Origin of the sequence: Streptomyces sp. B3I8, from assembly GCF_030816915.1 — a bacterium.
Classification (GTDB): Bacteria; Actinomycetota; Actinomycetes; order Streptomycetales; family Streptomycetaceae; genus Streptomyces.
The window spans coordinates 7,164,809-7,186,442 of record NZ_JAUSYN010000002.1 but is presented as its reverse complement, the minus strand read 5'-3'; the positions used below and the strand labels follow the sequence as shown (position 1 = coordinate 7,186,442).

At 71.5% G+C, this 21,634-nt stretch carries 22 protein-coding genes and 1 pseudogene; 13 read left to right on the top strand and 10 right to left on the bottom strand.

Features of this window, described 5'->3' with window-relative positions; translation table 11 throughout:
• Positions 1-15 precede the first annotated feature (15 nt).
• Positions 16-825 carry an alpha/beta fold hydrolase gene (locus QFZ64_RS33715; RefSeq protein ID WP_307071273.1) on the bottom strand — a complete coding sequence of 270 codons (810 nt, stop codon included), beginning with the start codon at positions 823-825 and terminating at the stop codon, positions 16-18.
• 81 nt (positions 826-906) lie between these two features.
• On the bottom strand, positions 907-1,374 hold the full coding sequence (locus QFZ64_RS33710) for a cupin domain-containing protein (RefSeq protein WP_307071272.1): 468 nt from the start codon (positions 1,372-1,374) through the stop codon (positions 907-909).
• A 167-nt stretch (positions 1,375-1,541) separates the two neighbouring features.
• On the opposite strand from QFZ64_RS33710, the gene QFZ64_RS33705 reads away from it, so the two are divergent.
• Together QFZ64_RS33705 and QFZ64_RS33700 are read left to right on the top strand one after the other, a co-directional pair.
• The gene (locus QFZ64_RS33705; RefSeq protein ID WP_307071271.1) at positions 1,542-2,195 is read left to right on the top strand and encodes a TetR/AcrR family transcriptional regulator; all 654 of its coding nucleotides are present in this window, start codon (positions 1,542-1,544) and stop codon (positions 2,193-2,195) included.
• Positions 2,196-2,454: 259 nt separating this feature from the next.
• Entirely contained in the window at positions 2,455-5,664 is a 3,210-nt protein-coding gene (locus QFZ64_RS33700) for a TIM-barrel domain-containing protein (RefSeq protein ID WP_307071962.1), read from the top strand.
• Between the two features lie 227 nt (positions 5,665-5,891).
• Here the strand turns inward: QFZ64_RS33700 and QFZ64_RS33690 are convergent, their stop codons facing one another.
• The 3 genes from QFZ64_RS33690 to QFZ64_RS33680 form a co-directional block, all read right to left on the bottom strand.
• Complete coding sequence (locus tag QFZ64_RS33690; protein WP_307071270.1) at positions 5,892-6,233, bottom strand: DUF5713 family protein; 342 nt, start codon at positions 6,231-6,233, stop codon at positions 5,892-5,894.
• Positions 6,234-6,365: 132 nt separating this feature from the next.
• Positions 6,366-6,734, bottom strand: a complete 369-nt coding sequence (locus tag QFZ64_RS33685) for a VOC family protein (RefSeq protein WP_307071269.1) — start codon at positions 6,732-6,734, stop codon at positions 6,366-6,368.
• A 45-nt stretch (positions 6,735-6,779) separates the two neighbouring features.
• Positions 6,780-7,553, bottom strand: coding sequence for an oxidoreductase (locus tag QFZ64_RS33680; protein WP_307071268.1), 774 nt, complete (start codon positions 7,551-7,553; stop codon positions 6,780-6,782).
• Positions 7,554-7,634: 81 nt separating this feature from the next.
• On the opposite strand from QFZ64_RS33680, the gene QFZ64_RS33675 reads away from it, so the two are divergent.
• From QFZ64_RS33675 to gap, 4 genes are all read left to right on the top strand, one after another.
• On the top strand, positions 7,635-8,213 hold the full coding sequence (locus QFZ64_RS33675; RefSeq protein ID WP_307071267.1) for a TetR/AcrR family transcriptional regulator: 579 nt from the start codon (positions 7,635-7,637) through the stop codon (positions 8,211-8,213).
• A 9-nt stretch (positions 8,214-8,222) separates the two neighbouring features.
• The gene (locus QFZ64_RS33670; RefSeq protein WP_307071265.1) at positions 8,223-8,495 is read left to right on the top strand and encodes a hypothetical protein; all 273 of its coding nucleotides are present in this window, start codon (positions 8,223-8,225) and stop codon (positions 8,493-8,495) included.
• Between the two features lie 9 nt (positions 8,496-8,504).
• Positions 8,505-9,461, top strand: a complete 957-nt coding sequence (locus QFZ64_RS33665; RefSeq protein ID WP_307071263.1) for a GlxA family transcriptional regulator — start codon at positions 8,505-8,507, stop codon at positions 9,459-9,461.
• Positions 9,462-9,592: 131 nt separating this feature from the next.
• A complete protein-coding gene (gene gap / locus QFZ64_RS33660) occupies positions 9,593-10,591 on the top strand; it encodes a type I glyceraldehyde-3-phosphate dehydrogenase (protein ID WP_307071262.1) in 999 nt (332 codons plus the stop codon).
• Positions 10,592-10,662: 71 nt separating this feature from the next.
• On the opposite strand, the gene QFZ64_RS33655 is transcribed toward gap, so the two are convergent.
• On the bottom strand, positions 10,663-11,436 hold the full coding sequence (locus QFZ64_RS33655) for a DUF4328 domain-containing protein (protein ID WP_307071261.1): 774 nt from the start codon (positions 11,434-11,436) through the stop codon (positions 10,663-10,665).
• 246 nt (positions 11,437-11,682) lie between these two features.
• The gene (locus QFZ64_RS33650) at positions 11,683-12,456 is read right to left on the bottom strand and encodes a DeoR/GlpR family DNA-binding transcription regulator (protein WP_307071260.1); all 774 of its coding nucleotides are present in this window, start codon (positions 12,454-12,456) and stop codon (positions 11,683-11,685) included.
• A 322-nt stretch (positions 12,457-12,778) separates the two neighbouring features.
• Here QFZ64_RS33650 and QFZ64_RS33645 point away from each other — a divergent pair, with 322 nt between their 5' ends.
• From QFZ64_RS33645 to QFZ64_RS33625, 5 genes are all read left to right on the top strand, one after another.
• Positions 12,779-13,633 carry an endo alpha-1,4 polygalactosaminidase gene (locus tag QFZ64_RS33645; protein WP_307071259.1) on the top strand — a complete coding sequence of 285 codons (855 nt, stop codon included), beginning with the start codon at positions 12,779-12,781 and terminating at the stop codon, positions 13,631-13,633.
• Positions 13,634-13,897: 264 nt separating this feature from the next.
• Positions 13,898-15,241, top strand: coding sequence for an ABC transporter substrate-binding protein (locus tag QFZ64_RS33640; RefSeq protein WP_307071258.1), 1,344 nt, complete (start codon positions 13,898-13,900; stop codon positions 15,239-15,241).
• A 10-nt stretch (positions 15,242-15,251) separates the two neighbouring features.
• Positions 15,252-16,223 (top strand): carbohydrate ABC transporter permease, encoded by a 972-nt coding sequence (locus QFZ64_RS33635; protein WP_307071257.1) that lies wholly within the window; start codon positions 15,252-15,254, stop codon positions 16,221-16,223.
• A complete protein-coding gene (locus QFZ64_RS33630; RefSeq protein ID WP_307071256.1) occupies positions 16,220-17,140 on the top strand; it encodes a carbohydrate ABC transporter permease in 921 nt (306 codons plus the stop codon). Before QFZ64_RS33635 ends, QFZ64_RS33630 begins: the two co-directional genes overlap by 4 nt.
• Positions 17,141-17,273: 133 nt before the next feature.
• Positions 17,274-18,611 carry an alpha-glucosidase/alpha-galactosidase gene (locus QFZ64_RS33625; RefSeq protein WP_307071255.1) on the top strand — a complete coding sequence of 446 codons (1,338 nt, stop codon included), beginning with the start codon at positions 17,274-17,276 and terminating at the stop codon, positions 18,609-18,611.
• Between the two features lie 58 nt (positions 18,612-18,669).
• On the opposite strand, the gene QFZ64_RS33620 is transcribed toward QFZ64_RS33625, so the two are convergent.
• A complete protein-coding gene (locus QFZ64_RS33620) occupies positions 18,670-18,846 on the bottom strand; it encodes a hypothetical protein (RefSeq protein WP_307071254.1) in 177 nt (58 codons plus the stop codon).
• 135 nt (positions 18,847-18,981) lie between these two features.
• On the opposite strand from QFZ64_RS33620, the gene QFZ64_RS33615 reads away from it, so the two are divergent.
• On the top strand, positions 18,982-19,761 hold the full coding sequence (locus QFZ64_RS33615; RefSeq protein WP_307071253.1) for an SDR family NAD(P)-dependent oxidoreductase: 780 nt from the start codon (positions 18,982-18,984) through the stop codon (positions 19,759-19,761).
• A 224-nt stretch (positions 19,762-19,985) separates the two neighbouring features.
• Here the strand turns inward: QFZ64_RS33615 and QFZ64_RS33610 are convergent, their stop codons facing one another.
• A complete protein-coding gene (locus QFZ64_RS33610) occupies positions 19,986-20,444 on the bottom strand; it encodes a hypothetical protein (RefSeq protein ID WP_307071252.1) in 459 nt (152 codons plus the stop codon).
• A gap of 171 nt (positions 20,445-20,615) precedes the next feature.
• On the opposite strand from QFZ64_RS33610, the gene QFZ64_RS33605 reads away from it, so the two are divergent.
• Positions 20,616-20,792, top strand: coding sequence for a hypothetical protein (locus tag QFZ64_RS33605; protein WP_307071251.1), 177 nt, complete (start codon positions 20,616-20,618; stop codon positions 20,790-20,792).
• 105 nt (positions 20,793-20,897) lie between these two features.
• On the opposite strand, the pseudogene QFZ64_RS33600 reads toward QFZ64_RS33605, so the two are convergent.
• A pseudogene (locus tag QFZ64_RS33600) lies at positions 20,898-21,533 on the bottom strand (transposase); the annotation flags it as partial.
• Positions 21,534-21,634 lie beyond the last annotated feature (101 nt).

The following is a 21,634-nucleotide window of genomic DNA, read 5'->3' as shown; positions in this document are numbered from 1 at the left end:
TCCGCCCGCCGCCGGTCAGCGCTGCGGCCGGTGGGTGGCGTGGGCGTCGGCGAAGTCCCAGACCAGCGGGAGGAGTTGGTCGGGGGTCTCGGTCTGCGGCAGGTGCCCGGTGGCCGCAAGGAGCCGGAACTCGGCGCCGGGCACGGCCTCGGCGTAGGCGCGCCCGTAGTCGGCGTCCACGACCTTGTCGCTCTCGCCCCAGGCCACCAGCGTCGGGTGGGTGATCTTGGCCAGCCGGTCGGTGAGGGTGGGGTCGGCCATGGTGTGCGGGCCCGAGTAGACCTGGAGGGCGGCCCGGTTGCCGGCCATGACCGCGCGCTGCTCCGTGGAGAGCGCCGAGGGGTCGAAGCGGAACTTCGAGGGGTCGTGGAAGGAGAGCCGGGAGAGTTCCACCGGCGTCAGGGAGAAGGTGCCGGCAACGGGGTGGCCGGGGACGGCGATGCCGACGGCGTTGACGAGGGTGACGCTGGTGATCCGGTCGCTGCCCAGGACCGCCAGTTCGGCGGCGATCCAGCCGCCGATGGAGTTGCCGACGACGGCGACGTCCCGCAGGTCGAGGGTGTCGAGCAGGTCCGCGTAGATCCGGGCCAGGGTGGGGACGTCGGTCAGCCAGTCGGGGCGGGTGGTGCCGTCGAAGCCGGGGTGGACGGGGCTGAACACCCTGGCCGGGCGCTGTTCGGCCAGCAGTGCGGCGAACGGGGCGACGGTGGCCGGGCCGCCGCCGCCGTGCAGCAGGAGGAAGGGGTGGCCCTGCTCGCCGTGCCGGTCGACGGCGAGTTCGAGGGCGCCCTGGTCGAGGGTGAGGGTGTGGGTGGCGCGGGTCATGTCGGTGCTCCTTGGGCGGCTCGGTCGAGCCGTGGGACGAGGGGTGGGAAGGGGGCCGCGGTGCGGGTGGCGGCGGGGCCGTCAGGCGAAGTCGGTCGCCGGAACCGTGGCGTAACGGCTCATCACGGCGACCGTCGACTCCGGCGTCAGCTCCTGGCCGTCGGCGATCATGTCCCGCAGGTCGTGGAAGTACCGCACGTACAGGTCGGGCGTGAAGGTGTTGAGGAGGACGGCCGGTTCGTCGCCGAGGTTGGCGAACGTGTGCGGGGCGCCCGGCGGGATCATCGCCAGCGTGCCGGCCGGGGCCTCGTACGTGGTGTCCCCGACGGTGAAGTGGACGGTGCCGGAGACGACGTAGAAGCCCTCGTCGTGCTGGGCATGGCGGTGCTGGGGCGGGCCCTCGGTGTGCGGGGCGAGGGTGATCTCGCCGATGCCGAGGCGGTGCCCGGTGGTGCTGCCGTCCTCGAGGATGCGCATGCGGGTACTGCCGAGCCGGATGCTCTCGCCGTCGTCGGGGCCGACGACGGACGGTCGGTTCGTGGCGCTCATGACGTCCCCTTTCCGGTGTTCGTGAGAGTTGACTCTCATGAGAGTAGGGAGGACCCCTCCGCAATGCAAGTGAACTCTCATAATGAGAGGTAGGCGCTACCATGGAGGCTCCTCACCGGCCGAACGGCTCGGACGACGGAACGGACCACAGGAGGAGGGGACCCGCGATGACGGCACGCACGGACACGGGTGCAGGGGCCCACGGGGGCGACGCCACCGGCAAAGGGACCGGCACCGGACGCGCCAACCAGCGGCAGCGCACCCGGACGGCGATCGTGACGGCCGCCCGCGATCTCATCGCCGCCGGCACGGAGCTGACCATGCCGCTGGTCGCACGTGCGGCTCTGGTCTCGGAGGCCACCGCCTACCGCTACTTCCCCGACCTGCCCTCATTGGTCAGCGAGGCCCTGAGGGATGCCTGGCCGCCCCCCGCCGAGGCGCTGGCGCCGGTCGGGGACAGCACCGACCCGGTCGAACGCGTGGCGTTCGCGACCGAGTTCCTGCTCCGCGGCGTGCTCGCCCGCCAGGGTGCGGTTCGCGCCATGATCGCGGCGACGATCGTCCGGCCGGAGGCCGCGATCGCCCGTCCCGGAATCCGGTTCGGGCTGATCGACCACGCGCTGCTGCCGCTGGAGGACACCCTCAAGGCCGCCGATCCGGAGGCGTTCGCACAGTTGAAGCGGGACCTCGCGGTGGCGGTGAGCGCCGAGGCACTGTTCGTCCTCACCGATCTGTGCGGTCTTCCGCCCGAGGACGCGATCGCCAGCGCGGTACGCACGGCGACCACGCTGACCAGCGCCGCCGTCTCTCAGGACGCGTAGCGACAGGTACCGGGCAAATCGCCGGAACTCCCCGATTCCGCAGGGTCACTTGCATGGACATGAACCGGAGTTCCGTGCTCCTATGCGAGGTGCACGTCGTGCGGCCGGTGATCCGTCGCGGCCCGCCCGGCGTGACCGAGCGGCATGGCCGACAGGAGAAACGGAATTGTCCATGACCAGCACCGCACCACCGAGAAGACGGCTGAGAACCGTACGACGACACACGGGGGTGGCCACCGTCCTCGCGGTCGCCGCCGCCATGACCGTGGCGGGCACCGGCGCCGCGACGGCCAAGGGAGCGCAGAGCCACCGCATCCCGACCGTCACCTCCGGTGACGCCCGCTTCCAGGTTCTCTCACCGACGCTGATACGCACCGAGTACGCGGCCGACGGGAAGTTCACCGACGACCCGACGTTCAACGCGATCGGACGCGCCGGCTTCACCCCGACCTCGTACACCTCACGGACCTCCGACGGCTGGCTCACCGTCAAGACCAGCGCGGTGACCCTGCGGTACAAGGTCGGCTCGGGTCCGTTCGACGCGAGCAACCTCTCCGTGAACGTGACGGCCGGCGACACCCCCGTCACCGCCGCCCCCTGGCACCGTCTGACGTGCACCCTCGGCGCGCTGTGCGAGGCGGAGGACCTCCAGCTCAGCGGGGCCGCCGTGGCCTCCGACCACCGCGACCACACCGGGGTCGGATTCGCTGCGGGCTTCGAGGGGACGGGCGCCTCGGCATCCTCCGACATCGATGTCAAGGAGGCCGGTTCCTACCAGTTCGACGTGCGGTACGCCAACTCCGTCGGCGGGGACGGCAAGAACGAGACGCGCACGCTCACCCTGACCGTGGACGGCGGCTCGCCGCAGAAGGTCTCCCTGCCGACCACCGACAACTGGGACACCTGGAAGCTCGTCACCGCCAAGGTGCAGCTCGGCGCGGGCCACCACACTCTCGCCCTGACCCGGACCGCGTCGGACTCCGGCGATGTCAACCTGGACAGCGTGGCGCTGGTCCGCCCCGGCGACCCGTACCCGGCCGTGTCCACCACCGCGATCAGGGACTGCCTGTTCGGCGTGAGCTGCGAGGCCGAGGCCGGCCGCATCGGCGGCTCGGCGGGCGGCGCCACGGACCACACCGGCTACGCGGGCACCGGCTTCGTCGCCGAGCTCGACAAGGGTGCCAGCCTGACCACGCACGTGGTCGGCGTACCGGCCGACGGCACCTACACCGTGCGGGTGCGCTACGCCAACGGCACCGGCGGCGACGGCCAGCACAAGGCCCGTACCGCCTCCGTCACCGCCAAGGGCGCGAGCGGCACGATCAACTTCCCGGCGACGGACAACTGGGACGACTGGCAGACGGCCTCGACGACGGTCCAGCTCGCCAAGGGCGACAACGACCTCACCCTCGGCTGCCCCGACGACGCCAGCTGCCACGTCAATCTGGACACCGTCTCGGTGGCCGCCGCGGGCGACCCCGCGCCCGCGCCGCACCTCCCGCTCGGCGGGTACCGCCGCGGTCTGGACGGTGTGACCGGCAGCGGCGCCGCCCCCGTCACCACGCCCGGCCTGCTCAACAAGGACGGCTGGTACCTCCTCGACGACACCCCGTCGGCGCTGTACGACACCGCCACGCAGAAGGTCCGGCAGCGCCCGGACCACAACGGCGGTGCCTACCAGGACGGTTACCTCTTCGGCTACGGCCACGACTACAAGCAGGGCCTCACCGACCTGGCCACGCTCACCGGCCCGCCCGCGCTGCTGCCCCAGTGGGCGTACGGCGTCTGGTACTCGGAGTACATCGACCGTACGGCCGACGACTACCAGAAGAAGATCCTGCCTGCCTTCCGCTCCGAGAACGTCCCGCTCGACGTGCTGGTGACGGACACGGACTTCAAGGCCGTCAACAACTGGAGCGGCTGGGAGATCGACAAGAAGCGGTTCCCCGACCCCACCGGCTTCTTCAAGGACTGGTCCGACGCCCAGGGCCTGCACAACACGCTCAACGTGCACCCGAGCATCCTCGCCTCCGACCCGCAGTTCGCGAAGGCGCAGGAGACCGCCAAGGGCAAGCTGAAGCGGGGCGGTTGCGCCGGTGGCGCCAGCGTCGAGGACAACTGCTACATCTTCGACTTCGGCGACCCCGACCAGCTCCAGGCGTACATGGATCTGCACCGCACCATGGACCAGCAGGGCAACGACTTCTGGTGGCTCGACTGGTGCTGCGACGCCTCCCAGTCGTCGATGCCGGGCGTGACCCCGGATGCCTGGATCAACCAGCAGTACGCCGCCATGACCGCGAAGAACGAGGGCCGCGGTTTCGTGCTCTCCCGCGCCTACGGCTCGCTGCAGGCGGCCGGGTACAGCGGCCAGGCGGGTCTGCCGACGGGACCGTGGGCGGACAAGCGCTCCACCGTCCACTTCACCGGTGACACGTCCTCCACGTGGGGCGTGCTGAAGATGGAGGTCGGCTACACCCCGGGCGAGTCCGCCGCGACCGGCATGGCGTCGATCACCCACGACATCGGCGGGCACAACGACACCACCGGGCTGACCGGTTCGGAGCAGTACACCGACGGCGGGCAGACGCGCACCACGCACAAGCTGCCCGACGACCTGTACGCGCGGTGGGTGCAGTTCGGCACCTTCCAGCCCATCGACCGGCTGCACAGCAACCACAGCGACCGGCTGCCCTGGCAGTACGGCACGGCGGCGCGCAAGTCGGCCGACGCGTTCCTCAACCTGCGCGAGAACCTGGTGCCGTACACCTACTCGCTCGCCGAGGAGGCCAACCGCACCGGTGTGCCGATCGTCCGGCCCACCTACCTGGAGTACCCGGACGAGGCGCAGGCGTACGCCACCGCCGGCAGCGAGTACTTCTACGGGTCCGACATGCTGGTCGCCCCGGTCACCAGCCCGGGCGGCTCGGCCACGACCTCGGTGTGGTTCCCGCCGGGGCAGTGGACCGACTACTTCACCGGCAAGACGTACACCGGGGGCACGACGCAGAACGTCACCACCACGCTGGACACCATGCCGGTGTTCATCAAGGCCGGTGGCATCCTGCCGACCCGGACGCACGACGTCTCCTCCAGCGACCACCACCCGCTGACCGACGTGACGCTCACCGTCGCGGCCGGGAAGTCGGGCTCGTACCGGCTGTACGAGGACGACGGGGTCGGTACGGGGCGCCACCACAGCGCCACGACGACCGTGCGGTACCGGGTGAAGGGTGCGCAGCACTCCGTGTCGATCGGCGGGGTGAGCGGATCCTTCCGCGGCCAGGTGAAGAAGCGTGAGTGGACGGTCACGCTGGTGGGTCTCGGTGACCACGTGCCGTCGACGGTGTCGGCGAACGGCAAGCCGCTGTCGTCGAAGTCGTACCACCTCGACAAGGACGCGGGGTCGTTGACCGTGACGTTGCCGAGTCGGTCGGTGCACGCACCGGTGACGGTTTCGTTCCGGTAGCGGGGCCGGGGGCGGCGGGGGTGGGTTTCCTCACCCCCGCCGCCCCTCCTGCGCGGGAGGAGCACAACCGCTCGCACAGCGAAGTCCGCGCCCGCGTCGAGCGCGCCCTCGCCCGGATGAAGACCTGGACGGTCCTCCGCCCTGCCGTGGCGACTGCCGTCTCGAAGGCGACGGCGTCCCTCACGCCGTGCTCGGCATCACCCGCCCGCACGATCGCAGCACATCACTCACCAGTCACGGGTGGCGATCAGTTCCTCCACATCCGCGTCCGTGAACCCGTATGCCGATGCGACATGCCAGAAGTCCTCGGCAATCACCTCGCGAGCAACCGTCTCGATCTCGCTCCCGGCTGCCTCGAACTCCGCCTGCAGGAGGTTGAATTCCTCCGTCGCCGCATGGGTGAGCGCATACAGAGCCGCCAGGTCCGACGGCCGCTCGGCCTCGATCCGCTCGCACAGCCGCGCGAGGATCGCCCCGCCCCGGTCGACGACGTGATCGGGGAAGTACGAGTCCGCGTGCATCTGCCGCAGAAAGGCGTGCTTCGACATCCGCTGGTTCGTGATCGGCACGGCTTTTTCCCGTCTCCGTGGAAGAACTGACGCGTCGATCATGCACGGCACCACTGACAACGAAGTGGCCCGTGTGCTGTCCGGGCGCCTGGGCGCCTGGGCGCCCGAGTGTCCGGACGCCGTTCACGACGCTCAGGCCGCGCGCAGGCAGAAGGGGTGTCCGGCGGGGCTGGCGTAGACGCGGCTGCCGGTGCGGGTTCCGGGGGCCGCCTCCTCCGTGGGCCGCAGCCGGACGGCGCCGGCGTCCGTGGCGGTCCGGTCGGCGGTCGTGAGGTCCTCGACGCGGAAGTCGAGGTGCATCTGCTGACCGGAGCCGTCGGGCCGGTTCGGGGCGAGGTGGCCGGGGGCGGACTGAACGACCACCACGGGCAGGCCGGGCGGATGGACGAAGCGGTGGGTGGGCGTGCGGGTGAGGGAGCCGCCGAGCAGTCGGTGCCAGAAGGCGCCCTCCGCCTCGATGTCGGCGGCGTCGATGACGACGGAAGCCAGGGTCATGGGCATGGTGGCAGTGGTCCTTTTCTTCGTGTTCCTCGTGCCGGTCGACGCTCAGACGGTCGGGAGGATGCCGCCGTCGACGCGGAACTGCGCTCCGGTGAGCCACTTCGCACGGCTGGAGGCGAGGAAGGCGATCATCTCGGCGACGTCCTCGGGGTCCCCGGGACGCCCCATGGGAACGTTCAGCCGGTCCGTGAGCCGACGGACGGCCTCGTCCTCGGACACGCCCTGCTCCTCGGCCATGTGCCGGAGGTGGGCGGCGGCGCCGTCGGTGACGACGAAACCGGGGAGAACGCAGAGCACGCGTACCCCGTGTCCGCCGACCTCGGTGGCCAGTTCGCGGCTGTAGGCGTTGAGCGCGGCCTTGGCGGCGGCGTAGGAGGCTTCGGCGCGCTGGGGCAGTCGGCTGGCGATCGAGGAGACGTGCACCACGACGCCGGAACCCCGCTCGACCATTCCCGGCACCAGGGCCCGATCGAGGCGGACGATGCTCAGGAGGTTGATGTCCAGGTCGGCCTGCCAGGAGGCGTCCGACCTGGACAGGGTGGGTGCCGGGGCGCTCGCAGCGCCGGCGTTGTTGACGAGCACGTCCACGCCGCCCACATGGTCGACGACGCGGCGGCCGAGTTCGGCCACGCCCTCCCGCGTGGAGAGGTCCGCCGCGATGAAGACGGCGCCGGTGTCCTGTGGGGGGCGAGTGCGGGAAGCCGTCAGTACGGTCGCGCCACCGGCGACGAATCGACGCACGGTGGCGGCGCCCAGGCCCCGGCTGCCTCCGGTGACCAGGACCCGGAGGCCCTCAAAACCCTCACTGGTGATCGGCACGGCACGTTCCTTCCGTAAGATGAGTCCGACTCCGGAAACGATACATGCAAACGGAGTCCGATTCACCTTACGGAGGTTCCCTTGCCGGCATCACGTCCACTGCGCGCCGACGCGCGCCGCAACCGCGAGGCGCTGCTGTCCGCGGCCCGCGAAGCGTTCCTCGCCGGTGACACCGACGCACACGTGGAGGAGATCGCCCGCAGCGCCGGGGTCTCCGTCGGAACGCTCTACCGCCACTTCGATACCCGCGAGGCCCTGATCGAGGAGGTCTATCGCAAAGAGGTGGACGACCTGTGTGCCTCGCCGGAACACCTGCTGGGACGCCACAGCCCCGAGGAAGCCCTGAGCCGCTTCCTGCTCCTGCTCGTGGACCACGCCGCCGTGGGCAAGGGGATGTCCCTCGCGCTGGAGAGCATCATGGCGACCGACTCCCCGGTCTTCGACGACGCCCGTACCCGCATGGGTGACGCCCTGACGCGGCTGCTCGACGCCGGCACCGCGGCCGGCACCGTCCGCGGTGACGTCACCGGCCCCACCCTGTTGCGGGCCCTGGGCGGCATCTGCGCCATGCGCGTGAGCGAGGGATGGCTCGACGAGGCCCGCCAGATCACCGGCCTCCTCCTCGACGGCCTGCGCCATGGCGCCCCGCGCACGACCTGAGACCGAGGAATGCGCGGCGTACTGGTCCCGGCGATCCTGCCCGTCGTCACCCTCGTCCGGGAACACGCCTTCCCGAATGCCGACGCGGGGGCGTCAGTGCACGCGTTCACCGCACCCTGTCGGGAACAGGACGGCGCCGACCGGCAGTTCCCCCTGCTGTCCTCCGGCCGTCCGCAGGCACGCCTCGGGGGAGCCGTCCGCGGGTGGGTGTTCGAGGGCGACCTCGTCCAGTACGGCGCTACCCATGACCAGCAGGCACGGGACACCCCCCGGTCACCGTAATCTGGATTCGTGCCCGACTCCCCTCTTCACCGCGTCGCCGTTCTCGTGCTCGAGGGGGCCAAGCCCCTGGATGTCGGGATTCCGGCGCAGGTGTTCACCACGCGTGCGAGCATGCCGTACGAGGTGCGGGTGTGCGGGGCGGCGCCCGGGCTGGTGACCGGTGGGGACGGGCTGTCGTACCACGTGGCGCACGGTCCGGAGGCGCTGGCATGGGCCGAGATCGTGTTCGTGCCCGGCTACCGCTTCCCGGACCGGGAGGACCCGCCGCCCGCCGTCGTCGAGGCGCTGGTCGCCGCGCACGACCGGGGCGCACGGCTCGCCGCGATCTCCACGGGCGCGTTCGCGCTCGCCGCCACCGGGCTGCTGGACGGCCGGCGCGCCACCACCCACTGGCACTACACCCGGGCGCTCGCCGCGAAGCACCCGGCCGTCCGGGTGGACGAGAACGTGCTCTTCGTCGACGAGGGCAGTGTGCTGACCTCCGCCGGCGCCGCCTCCGGGATCGACCTGTGTCTGCACCTGCTCCGCGGCGATCTCGGCGTGGCCGCGTCGAACCACGCCGCCCGGCGGCTGGTCGCGGCGCCCTACCGCAGCGGCGGCCAGGCTCAGTACGTTCCGCGCAGTGTGCCGGAGCCGCTGGGCGAGCGGTTCGCCGCGACCCGGGAGTGGGCGCTGCACCGGCTGGACGAACACCTCACCCTCCAGACGCTGGCCCGGCACGCGGAGGTGTCGCCGCGGACGTTCTCGCGGCGGTTCGTCGAGGACACCGGATACACGCCGATGCAGTGGGTCATGCGGGCCCGCATCGACATGGCGCGGGAGCTGCTGGAGCGCTCGCAGCGCAGTGTCGAGCAGATCGCGGGCGACGTCGGCCTGGGCACGGGGGCCAATCTGCGGCTGCACTTCCAGCGGATCCTCGGCACCACGCCCAGCGAGTACCGGCGCACCTTCGCCAAGGGCGAGTAGGCCGCGCGGCTCCCGATCCCGGCCCGTCCTCCGGCCTGGCACGATCCTTGCGGACCGTGGCGATCCAGCCGCTGTCCCGCGCGGGCGCGGCGCGCGAGTCTGGTGGTGAACCACGGAGGGATTGAACACTCATGACTCGCATCGCCATCAACGGATTCGGCCGCATCGGACGCAACGTGCTGCGTGCACTGCTGGAGCGCGGCGGCGACCTGGAGGTCGTCGCCGTCAACGACCTCACCGAGCCCGCCACGCTCGCCCGGCTGCTCGCCTTCGACACCGCCGCCGGCCGGCTCGGCCGCCCGGTGAGCGTCGACGGCAACACGCTGGTGGTGGACGGCCACCGCATCAAGGTACTCGCCGAGCGGGAGCCGGCGAAGCTGCCCTGGTCGGAGCTGGGCGTCGACCTGGTGCTGGAGGCCACCGGCCGCTTCACCTCGGCCGAGGCCGCGCGTGTCCACCTGACCGCCGGTGCGCGCAAGGTGCTCGTCAGCGCCCCGTCGGCGGGCGCCGACGTGACACTCGCCTACGGCGTCAACACCGAGGCGTACGACCCGGCGGCGCACACCGTCGTCTCCAACGCCTCGTGCACCACCAACGCGCTCGCGCCGCTGGCCTCGGTGCTCGACGAACTCGCCGGTGTGGAGCACGGGTTCATGACCACCGTGCACGCCTACACGCAGGAGCAGAACCTCCAGGACGGGCCGCACCGCGACCCCCGCCGCGCCCGCGCCGCCGGGGTGAACATCGTGCCGACCACCACGGGCGCCGCCAAGGCGATCGGCCTGGTGCTGCCGAACCTCGAGGGCAAGCTGTCGGGCGACTCGATCCGGGTGCCGGTACCGGTGGGTTCGATCGTCGAGCTCAACACGACGGTCGCGCGCGACGTGACCCGTGACGAGGTGCTGGCGGCGTACCGGGAGGCGGCCGAGGGGCCGCTCGCCGGGATCCTCGAGTACTCGGAGGACCCGCTGGTCTCCTCCGACATCACCGGCAACCCGGCCTCGGCGATCTTCGACTCGGCACTCACCCGCGTCGACGGCCGCCACATCAAGGTGGTCGCCTGGTACGACAACGAGTGGGGTTTCTCCCACCGCGTCATCGACACACTGCAGTTGCTCGCCGCCGGCTGAGCACACCGTACGACAGGCAGGGACCGGTCGCCCTCTGGGGTGACCGGTCCCTGTGTGCCGCGCGGTGGGTCTCAGAGCGGCGCGCCGGTGAACGGCGGGGCGGGGCGGGGCCCCTCGGCCGCCTTGCGGCGCTGCATCCGGGTCAGCCGCACGGCGAAATGCACGGCGGCGGCCGCGGCGACGATGTTGAGCGCGTCGGCGACCATGTACTGCGCCACTCCTGAGTCGATGTCCGTCAGCGTCTCGGCATCGTCGTACTTGGTCCCGGCCACCCGGTTGTAGAGGATGCCGAGTACGAACAGGGCCCACCACAGGCGTATCGGCCACAGGCGTTCCCGGTACGGCGTCCCCTCGGAGGGCAGCGGGGTGGCGGCCCGCCACATGTCGGTGGCGACGCGGTAGGGCAGCAGGAAGTTGGCGAACGGGATCAACCAGGCCGCGACGGCCCATCCGGGCCCGTGCCGGAAACGGTCGGGGGCGAGCGGGCCGGTCAGGCGACGCATGTGAAAGAACCAGGCCACGAAGGCGATCGCACAGGGCACGTAGGCGATGACCTGGTAGCGGGCGACCGAGTCGTAGAAGGAGGCCGCGTCGTCCAGTTCCTGCTGCGGCGCCGTGAGGAAGTCGGTGTCCCCGTCGACCACGCCCCGCAGCCGCACTCCGGCGAAGACGCTCAGCAGATCGGTGGCGGCCACGAGGGCGAGTCCCGCGACGGCGACGGCGAGCAGGACGGAGGACGCCCCGCCCGGCCTCGCCGGCTTCGCGAGCGGCACGGCCCGCGCGCGCGCCCCCGGTGCCGTGGGTGGTTCCGCCGGTCCCGGACCCGGCTCACTGGATGCGGACATGATGGCTGGCCCCCCATGGACAAGAACGGAAGAAACCGCTCGCGGCCGGTGAACGATATGCCGGTCGGGAGTCCTGCGTCTATGTCGGCACCGGTCGTGCCGGTGCGGGCCCGCCCCCGTCCCGGCCCCGGCCGCCGTCGAGCTGCCGCACCAGCGGTCCGCCGACGCCCCGGCCCGGCCCGGGCACCGGGCACCGGGCACCGGGCGACTCGGACCCCACGGGGCAGCGCGTCCGACGCCCCGTCCTCACACCACCGTCACCGCCACGCCCGCGTCCATGATGTCCGCGAGGACGGCCTGAGGTGCGGCGGCGTCGGTGACCAGGCGGTCGATGTCACGCAGTGGGCAGATCTTCGCGAAGGTGACCCGGCCGATCTTCGAATGGTCGGCAACCACGACCGTGCGGTCGCTGCTGGCGAGGAACGCCCTGTCGGTGGCCGCCTCCAACTGGTCGTGCGTCGTGCATCCGTGGGCCGCGCCGACGCCGTCCACGCCGAGGAAGGTGACGTCGGTGTGGTGGTCGGCGAGTGTCTTCTCGGCGATGGGGCCCACGAGTTCGTAGCTCTCGGTGCGGGCGGAGCCGCCCACGACGACCAGGGTGACGTCCTTGTGCGGCACCATCTCGGCGGCGATGTTGACCGCGTTGGTCACGATCGTGACGCGGCCGCGCGCGGCCAGCACCCGGGCGATCTCGGTGACGGTGGTGCCACCCGTCATCCCCACCACCGCGCCCTCGGGCACGAGTTCGGCCGCGGCCCGCGCGATGGCCTGCTTCTCGGCGCGGCGGTGCCCGCTGCGGTGCGGGACCGGGAGCTCGGGTCCCGCACCGCGCAGCGCCGCGCCACCCAGTACCGCTCCCCCGTGCGTGCGGCGCAGCAGGTTCTGTCGGCTGAGCTGTTGCAGGTCGCGCCGGATGGTGGCTCCCGAGACCTTGAGCAGCCGGGACAGCTCGGTCACGTCCATGGCACCACGCGCGGACACATGCTCAAGTATGCGCGCATGACGCTCGGTCTTCAGCATGCGAGGAAGCATAGACCGCCGTACGCCGACCCGACATCCACCTTTCTGCCTGGTATACGGGCGGTCGGCGGCGGGCGCGGGTCCGCCACGAGGCCCACAGCACCATGACCATGTGCGCAAAGTGCGCATGTTCGATCTGTTGACATGGCGAAAGCTGCTCGCTTTACTCCATGCAACGCCTGGGTCGAGCACCCGGCGTCAGAGGTACGCCCAGCCGGTAGCACGGCCCTGCGCCGTAAGTCCGGACTGAGTCGCCAGGACTTCCGCGCGGAGCCGGGGTCCGAGGCGGGGACGTGCCCCCACATCCTCTGGAGCGCAGGAGATGCCCCACACTTCTCACCCACGATTCCGCAGGCGCGCCCTGGTCGGGGCGGCCACCGCGGCGGTCCTGTGTCCGCTGCTGGCGTGCAGCACGGCCGGTGCCTCCACGACGGCGGCCGCCACCGCCAAGGCCGGCGCCTCCACGGCGGCGTCCGTGAAACTGCCCCCCGTACACGCGAACTTCGACTATCAGATCGGCGAGCCCTACACTCCGCCCACCGGGGTGAAGGTGGTCAGCCGTGACCACGGCGCCTCCCCGGCGAAGGGCCTGTACAACATCTGCTACGTCAACGCGTTCCAGGCGCAGCCCGGCGCCGAGAACGAGTGGGGCGACCTGCTCCTGAAGGACGCGAACGGCAAGGTGGTGTACGACGAGGACTGGGGCGAGGCGATGCTCGACATCCGCACCGCCGACAAGCGGCAGCGGATCGCCGACCACGTCGACACCTGGATCGACTCCTGCGCCGGCAAGGGCTTCGACGCCGTCGAACCGGACAACCTGGACACCTTCGACCGCACGAACCTGATCAGCGAGTCCAACGCCAAGGCGTTCATGAAGCTGCTCTCCGCCCACGCCCACGCCAAGGGCCTGGCGATCGGGCAGAAGAACACCGCCGAACTCGCCTCCGCGCACGCGGAGATGGGCACGGACTTCGCCGTCGCCGAGGAGTGCGCGGAGTACGGCGAGTGCGGGGACTACGCCGACGCCTACGACGACCACGTCGTCGTCATCGAGTACAAGAAGGCCAACCTGAACAAGGCCTGCTCCCAGTTCGGTGACCGGCTGAGCATCGTCCTGCGCGACGTCGACGTCTCCGCCCCCGGCAGCAGCGGTTACGTACGCCAGACCTGCTGACGGACCCCTACCGCGGCGGGCGCCCTTCCGGGCGTACCGCCGCCCCGCCCGGCGCACCGGACTCCGCGGATCGCGGTGCGCCGACGGGCCCCGCCCCACCCACGCAGCCCCACCCCACCTCTCTTCGCCCCGCACCGCGCAGTACCCCCACACCGCCGCCGTGCCGGTACCTCCTTCCCGTGATGTCCCGCCCGGCCCCCGGCGTCCGTGACGCCCCCGAGGCCCGGGACATCCACACCGTTCCGCGTCTCCCCGGGAGCACCCATGGCCGCAAGCCCACACCGCCCGTCCGGCCCACCGGCCGGCCCGTCCCGCCGCACTCTCCTGCGCACGGGCGGTCACCTGGCCCTCGGCACCGCCGCCGGCGCCGCCCTGGCCGGCTGCGGGTCGGGCGCTCACGACGGGGTCGGCGCCGACGGCCGGGTCACGGTCGAGCTCTGGCACGGGCAGACGGACACCGGCCGGGCCGCCATCGAGAAGCTGGTGGCGGAGTTCAACCGCACCCACCCCGGCATCCGGGTCGACGCCGGCGGCGGCGTGCTGGCCGACGCCATGCTGCAGAAGATCACCGCGGCCCTCGCCTCCGGCTCCTTCCCCGACATCGCCTACGTCTTCGGCTCCGACCTGGCGAGCGTGGCCCGCAGCCCCTCGGTGGTCGACCTGACCGACACCTTCCACGACGGCCCTGTGCCGTGGAAGAGCTTCTGGGCCCCGGCGCGGGCGGCGGTCACCCTCAACGGGCAGGTGCGGGCCGCGCCCGCGCTGCTCGACGCGCTCGCCGTGGTGTGCAACAAGAAACTGTTCCGGGATGCCGGGCTGCCGCTGCCCGAGGCGGGCTGGAGCTGGGACGAGTTCGTCGCCACCGCCCGCAAGCTGACCGACGCGGGCCGCGGCGTCTTCGGCACCGGCTGGCCCGGCGTCGGCGACGAGGACACCGTGTGGCGGCTGTGGCCGATGATCTGGGACCTGGGCGGTGACGTCGTCTCCGAGGACGGCAAGCACATCGGCTTCGCCGACACCGGGGCCAGGGCGCTGGAGACGGTCGCCGCGCTCGCCCGCGACAAAAGCGTCTACATCGATCCCAAGCCGGGCAGCGAGCAGATGTACCAGGTCTTCGACTCCGGCCGGATGGGCATGGTGCCCACCGGGCCGTGGCAGCTCCCCGACATCCGCCAGGCGAAGATCGACTACCACGTGGTGCCGCTGCCCACGTACAGCGGCAAGCAGATGACGATCTCGGGCCCCGACACCTGGACGGTCTTCGACAACGGCCCGGCCCGGGTCCGGGCGGCCCGCACCTTCGTGACCTGGCTCTCCCGGCCCGCACAGGACGTGCGGTGGGACGTCAACGCAGGCAGCCTCCCGCTGAGCCGCAGCACCGAGGCACTGCCGGCCTGGCGGGCCCAGGAGAAACACACCGAGGGACTGCACGTGTTCACCGCGGCGCTGGAGTCGGCCCGGGCCCGCCCGGTGCACCCCGCCTATCCGCAGATCTCCCAGGCACTCGGCCAGGCGATCGTCTCCGTGCTCCTCGGCCGCAGCTCCCCGGCCAAGGCGCTGCGCACCTGCGCGGACGAAGCCAACGCCGCCCTGCTCATCCCGCGTTGAGAGGACCACCATGCCCCGTCTACCCACTCCCCTCACCCTCGCGGACCGCGGCGACAAGCAGGGCGCCCGCACCAACTCCGTACGCCGGCGCCGACGCCGGGAGTCCGCCACCGCCTGGGCGTTCATCTCGCCCTCGGTCCTGGTCATCCTCGGCCTGAGCGTCGTCCCGGTCATCTGGTCGCTGCTGCTGTCGTTCCAGGCCGACGACCTGGTCACCCCCAGCCGCTGGGTCGGCCTGGACAACTACCGCGCGCTCGCCCAGGACCCGCACTTCGCCGAGGCGGTCCGCAGCACCCTGCTGTACACGGTGCTGTACGTGCCGCTCAGCATCGGTCTCGGGCTGCTGCTGGCGCTCGCGCTGAACCGGAGGATCCGGCTGGTCGGCCTGTACCGCACGCTGGTCTTCGTGCCGTTCGTGGTCTCGGCCACCGCGCAGGGCGTGCTGTTCTCCTTCATCCTCGACCCGGAGTTCGGCGCCGCCAACTCCGTGCTGCACACGTTCGGCATCTCGCCCCAGGGCTTCCTCACCGACCCCGGCCAGGCGCTGTACGCGCTCATCGCGATCTCGCTGTGGAGCGGCACCGGCTTCTGCGTGGTGGTACTGCTCGCCGCCCTCCAGGACGTGCCGGCCTCGCTGATCGAGGCGGCCCGGCTGGACGGTGCCGGGCGCCGCCATCTGCTGCGCCACGTCACCCTCCCCGCGATCACCCCGGTCCTGGTCTTCCTGCTGCTGTGGCAGACCATCAACGCACTACAGGTCTTCGACCTGGTGTACGTGACGACGAAGGGCGGGCCGCTGGGCTCCACCTCGGTCATCGTCTACTTCATCTGGGAGCAGGCCTTCAAGAACTTCACCGCCGGTTACGGTGCCGCGGCCGCCTACACCCTGGCGCTCGCCCTGATCCTTCTCGCCGTGGTGCCCCGGCTGGCCCGGGCACTGCGGGCACGTAACGGCCGCGGCATCCAAGGAGCCACCCGATGACCGCCACGTCCTCCGTCCCCTCCGTCCCTCCTCTCCCCTCCCCGGCCTCCCCGGCCGCCGCGCGCACGACGACGGCGGTCAGCGGCACCGGCCGGCGCCGCGGACGACTGCCGTTCAGCGCCTGGCACCTGCTGCTGGCGCCGCTGTGCCTGCTCTTCGCCGTGCCGCTGATCTGGCTGGTGCTCAGCTCCGTCATGAGCGACGCGGAGATCAACCGATTCCCGCCCGCCCTGTGGCCCTCGGGCATCCATCTGGACGGCTACCGGTTCGTCATCGGCAACGCCCTCTTCCCGCGCTGGTTCGCCAACTCGCTGATCGTGTCGGTCACCGCGGTGATCTCCAACCTGCTGCTGGGGGCGCTGGGCGGTTACGCGTTCGCCCGGATGCGGTTCGCGGGCTCCCGGCTGCTGCTGGGGCTGATGCTGGCCACCATGGCGATCCCGTTCCAGCTCACGATGATCCCCACGTTTCTGGTGATGAAACGGCTGGGGCTGATCGACTCCCTGGGCGCGCTGATCGTGCCCTCGCTGGTGACACCGTTCGCCGTGTTCCTGCTGCGCCAGTTCTTCCTGTCCCTGCCCAGGGAACTGGAGGAGGCGGCCTGGCTCGACGGCTGCTCGCGGCTGAGGGTGCTGTTCACGATCGTGCTGCCGCTGTCCCGGCCGGCCCTGAGCACGGTGGCGGTGCTGACGTTCCTCACCACCTGGAACGACCTGAGCTGGCCGCTGATCGCCATCAACCACGATACCCAGTACACGCTGCAACTCGGTCTGACGACCTTCCAGGGGCAGCACCACACCCACTGGTCCGCGGTCATGGCGGGCAACGTGCTCACCGTGCTCCCGGTGCTGCTGGCCTTCCTCGCCGCGCAGAAGACCTTCATCCAGTCCATCACCTCCAGCGGCCTGAAGGGATGACCCCGCGCGAGGCACGGCCTCGTCACCCGCCGCACCCCTACGACCCGTCCCTCCCCGGCGGCACTCCTCGCGCCGCCCGGACCACCCCGAACGAGGCCCGCTTCGCCGGTGCCTGCAACGGAGAAGAATCCTGATGTCCCTCACCACCCCGAAGATCGCGTTCATCGGCGCGGGCAGCGTCGTGTTCACCCAGGGGCTCCTGGCCGACCTGCTGGCCTTCCCCGAGCTGCGGGGCGCGCACATCGCCCTGCACGACATCGACCCCGAGCGCCTGGCCACCGCGCGCGGCGCCGCCCAGTACATCGCGGACGAGCGCACCGGACAGGATGGTGAGGGCGGCCCCCGGCCGCGGATCACCGCGCACGCCGACCGGCGCGAGGCGCTGACGGACGCGGACTTCGTCATCAACATCGTCCAGGTCGGCATGCGGGAGTCCACCCGCACCGACTTCGAGATCCCGGCCCGGTACGGGCTGCGGCAGACCATCGGCGACACCCTCGGCGTCGGCGGCATCTTCCGCGCGCTGCGCACCTTCCCGCTGCTGAGGTCGCTCGGCGAGGACATCGCCGAGGTGTGCCCCGACGCCTGGCTGCTCAACTACACCAACCCGATGGCGATGAACGTCCAGTACCTCACGCAGGCCACCGGACTGACACGTGTCGTCGGCCTGTGCCACTCGGTGTACTGGACCGTCCGCGACCTGTCCGACCTGCTCGGCGTCCCCTACGACGAGGTCACCTACCGCGCCGCCGGCGTCAACCACCAGGCGTGGCTGCTGCGGCTGGAGCACCAGGGGGCGGACCTGTACCCGAAGCTGGACGCGCTGATCGCCGAGGACCCGCAACTGCGGCGCCGGGTACGGGTGGACATGTACCGGCGGCTCGGCTTCTACCCGACCGAGACGAGCGAGCACTCCTCGGAGTACGTGCCGTGGTACCTGCACCACGACAGCGAGATCGAGCGGCTGCGGCTGCCGGTGGGGGCCTACCTCGGCATCGTCGACGAGAACGTCGCCGAGTACGAGCGGACGCGGGACGCACTCGACAAGGGCGAACCGCTCACCGTCGAGGGCACGATGGAGTACGCCCCGCAGATCATCCACAGCATCACCACGGGCACCCCGCGCACGGTGTACGGCAACGTCCCGAACCGGGGGCTGATCGACAACCTGCCCGCCTCCGGAACCGTCGAGGTGCCCTGCCTGGTGGACGGCGGCGGTGTCCAGCCGACGCGGGTGGGGGCGCTGCCCGCCCAGTGCGCCGCGCTGAACCGTACGTATCTGAGCATGAACGACCTGGTGGTGCGGGCCGCCCTGGAGGACGACCCGCGTTCGATCCGCCAGGCCGCCATGACCGACCCGGCGACCGCGGCCACGCTGCCCGTGGAGCGCATCTGGGACCTGTGCGACGACATGGTGCGGGCCCACGCCGACCTGCTCCAGCCCTCGCTGCGCGCGACGCTCGGCCACTGAGAACGCGGGCCGGCCAGAACGCCGGCCCCCGAGCACGCCGCGGGCCCGCCATCACCCTTCAGGGGCGGTGGCGGGCCCGTTCCTTGTCGGCCGCTCTGCCGAGGTTGTTGTACAGCCGCCGCAGGTGTTTCGCCGCGGCGCACGGCATCCGGTCCTGGGCGCACTGCCGACACGCCGCGAGGTGGTTCTCGTAGTCCAGACGGGCCCGTTCCAGTGGGCTCTGCGAAGAATGCATGCCCGCATTGGATCTTGTTACTCCCGGTATGAGGCTCAACGCCCGCTCAAATGTCGGGAGTTGCCCTGCCTGACGGCCCCCGCGGCTGCCGGGCCGTGCCCGCGGGGCCCGGTCCGGCCCGGTTAGGCTGCGCGCATGAGTGCGAAGGACTACCTCAGCGGCCTGTTCGCCCTGGACGACCGGGCGGCCGTGGTGACCGGAGGCAGTTCCGGCATCGGGCGCGCCGTCGCCGGGGCGCTGGCGCGGGCCGGGGCCCGGGTGGTGGTCGTGGCGCGTGACGAGGAGCGGCTGGCCGGCACCGTGGCGGAACTGACGGCCGACGGCTGCCGGGCGGCGTGGGTGAGCGCGGACCTCGCCACCCGTGACGGGGTGCGCGCGGCCGCCGAGGAAGCGGCCGGGGTGTTCGGGGAGCCGGACATCCTCGTCAACTGCGCGGGGGTGAACCTGCGGCCCCCGATGGACGAGCTGGACACGCGGGTGTGGGACACCACCATGGCGGTGAACCTGGAGGCACCGTTCCTGCTGGGGCAGCGGTTCGGGCCCGGCATGGCAGAACGGGGCTTCGGGCGGATCATCCACGTCACCTCGCAGCAGGCGCACCGGGCGTTCGTGCGGAGCGGCGCCTATGGGGTCTCCAAGGGGGCGCTGGAGTCGCTGGCCCGCTCGCAGGCCGAGGCGTGGTCGCCGTACGGCGTCACCTGCAACACCCTCGTGCCGGGTTTCGTGATGACGCCGCTCAACGCGCGGCTGTCGTCCGACCCGGAGAAGGTCGCGGCGCTCGCCGCACGCACGATGACCGGACGCAACGGTGTGGCCGAGGACTTCGCCGGCGCGGCCGTCTTCCTGGCCGGCCCCGCCTCCGCGTACGTCACCGGGCAGTCGCTCTTCGTGGACGGCGGGTTCTCGGTCCACTAGGCCCTGTTGCGAGAGTCCCGTCGTCCGCACAAGCTTGTTTTTTTCACCTCCGCGTGGTTCCTGGCACGGGTGGCGGGCGGTCGCGCGCCAGGCGACGAAGCACCCGCGGCTGACCCAGCGGGCCGCCTGGCCCGACCAACGGCCCGCTGCCGGTCATCGGATCAACGCCGTTGGTAGCGGCCCGGATGCGCGCGTGCCTGGCCCGCCCCGGGGGCGGCTCCGGTTCAGACGGTCGACGACTGGCCGAGGGTCACGCCGTTGGCCGTGCCCACCGAGTTCACCGAGGCGCTCTCGGCGAGGGACTTCCCGAAGCACACTGACCAGGAGTTCGCCCCGACCCCGGAGGACGAGCACGCCCAGTCACCGAGCGAACCGGCGCTGGTCCACAGGTCGGCGGCGGCCGACACGCTGAAGAGGGTGGATCGGTTGTTGCGCACGATCACCGCCGCCTGCACTGCTCCTCCGCCCGCCGACCTGATCGCGCAGACCTGCGCGAGCACGCTGCTCGCGATCGTCACGCTCCCGTGGCAGCCCCACGTGGCGGAGCTGGAGGTGATCGGGTTCGTGTTGCCGTACGCCTTCCAACTGCCGGCGGCAGCCGAGGCGGAACCGGCGGTCGCCAGGCTCAGCCCGAGCGCGGCGGTGGTGGCTGTCAGCACTGCGACCGTACGAGCGACTCGCATCGTGATCCCTCCTGGGCCGGGTGGAGTTGCAGCCTCTCCGCGCACCAGTGTGCCCACGTCCGGCCCCGCGGTCACCGACGACACGTGCCGGACCCCGTGTTTGGCCGGAACGCACGCGTATCCGGAGCAGAAACAGCCGCATCCCGGCCACGGGTCGAGGACTCCGGCGCGGTGGTCGTCGAGCTGGCCGCCGCCCGCACCGCGGCGCGCACCGCCGAGTCGGCCGCGCTGTCAGGCTTGCGCCAGGCCGCCACCCGGTTGATCCCGGCCGGCCACCGGCCGGAGGCCGGGTTCGCCCGGGAGGGCGGGGTGGACAGGCAGGCGGTCCGCACCTGGCTGGGCAAGTAACTGACACCTCGCGCCGTTCGCCGATCGGTCACGGTGACCGTTCGGCGAACGCTTCTCAGATGCGCCTGCCCGGCCCATACCGGACAGGGCGTACTCCTCGAGCGAGGGCTTCGGCCGGCGCATCACCCGGTTCCGACCGCAGTCGGCCCATGATCTCGACGAGCAGGTCGCCCAGCAGGTGAGCGATGCGGGGCGCGTCGTGTCCGGCGTCCAGCACGACCAGGACGTTGGGGTCGCCCTGCTTCCACCGGCCGGCGGCGACGAGCCGTTCGACGACCTCGCGGAGCTGGACCGTGGTCACCGCGGCGACGTCGGCGCCGGGTCCAGGCGCACCGCGTCCAGCACCGCCGTCCAGGACGTGCGGCCGGCCTCCAGCGCGGCCACCACCGAGCAAGGCCAGCCGAGCACCATCTGATGCTTGCCCTCACCCCGGCCGAACGTGTGGCAGAAGGCCCGGTCGGCACTGGTGTTGGCGTCCGGCCGGAGCCACGGCGAGACATCCACCGCCAGCACGAGCCGGCCGTCCGCCGCCCTGGGCAGCGGCACCCCTGCCAGAGCCCGACGCAGCCGGGCGACGCCGATCCGGCCCTGATCGAGTCCGCCGTACAGAGCTCCATGCCCACGGCGGTATTCGGGCGCGAACGCGAGATCAACCAGCGTCCGCACCGGCCCGTCCGTGCACAGCAACGCGTCGCCCCGTGCGGTCAGACACGCGTACGGCTCCGACCGGAAGTGTGACACTTCCGCGGACGCGTCCCTTCTTTGCGCGGCTTTTCCCGGGGCGCGGCGTTCTCACCCGTTCGGCTGATGGTGTTCATGACACGTGTCTGGTAGGCATGCTG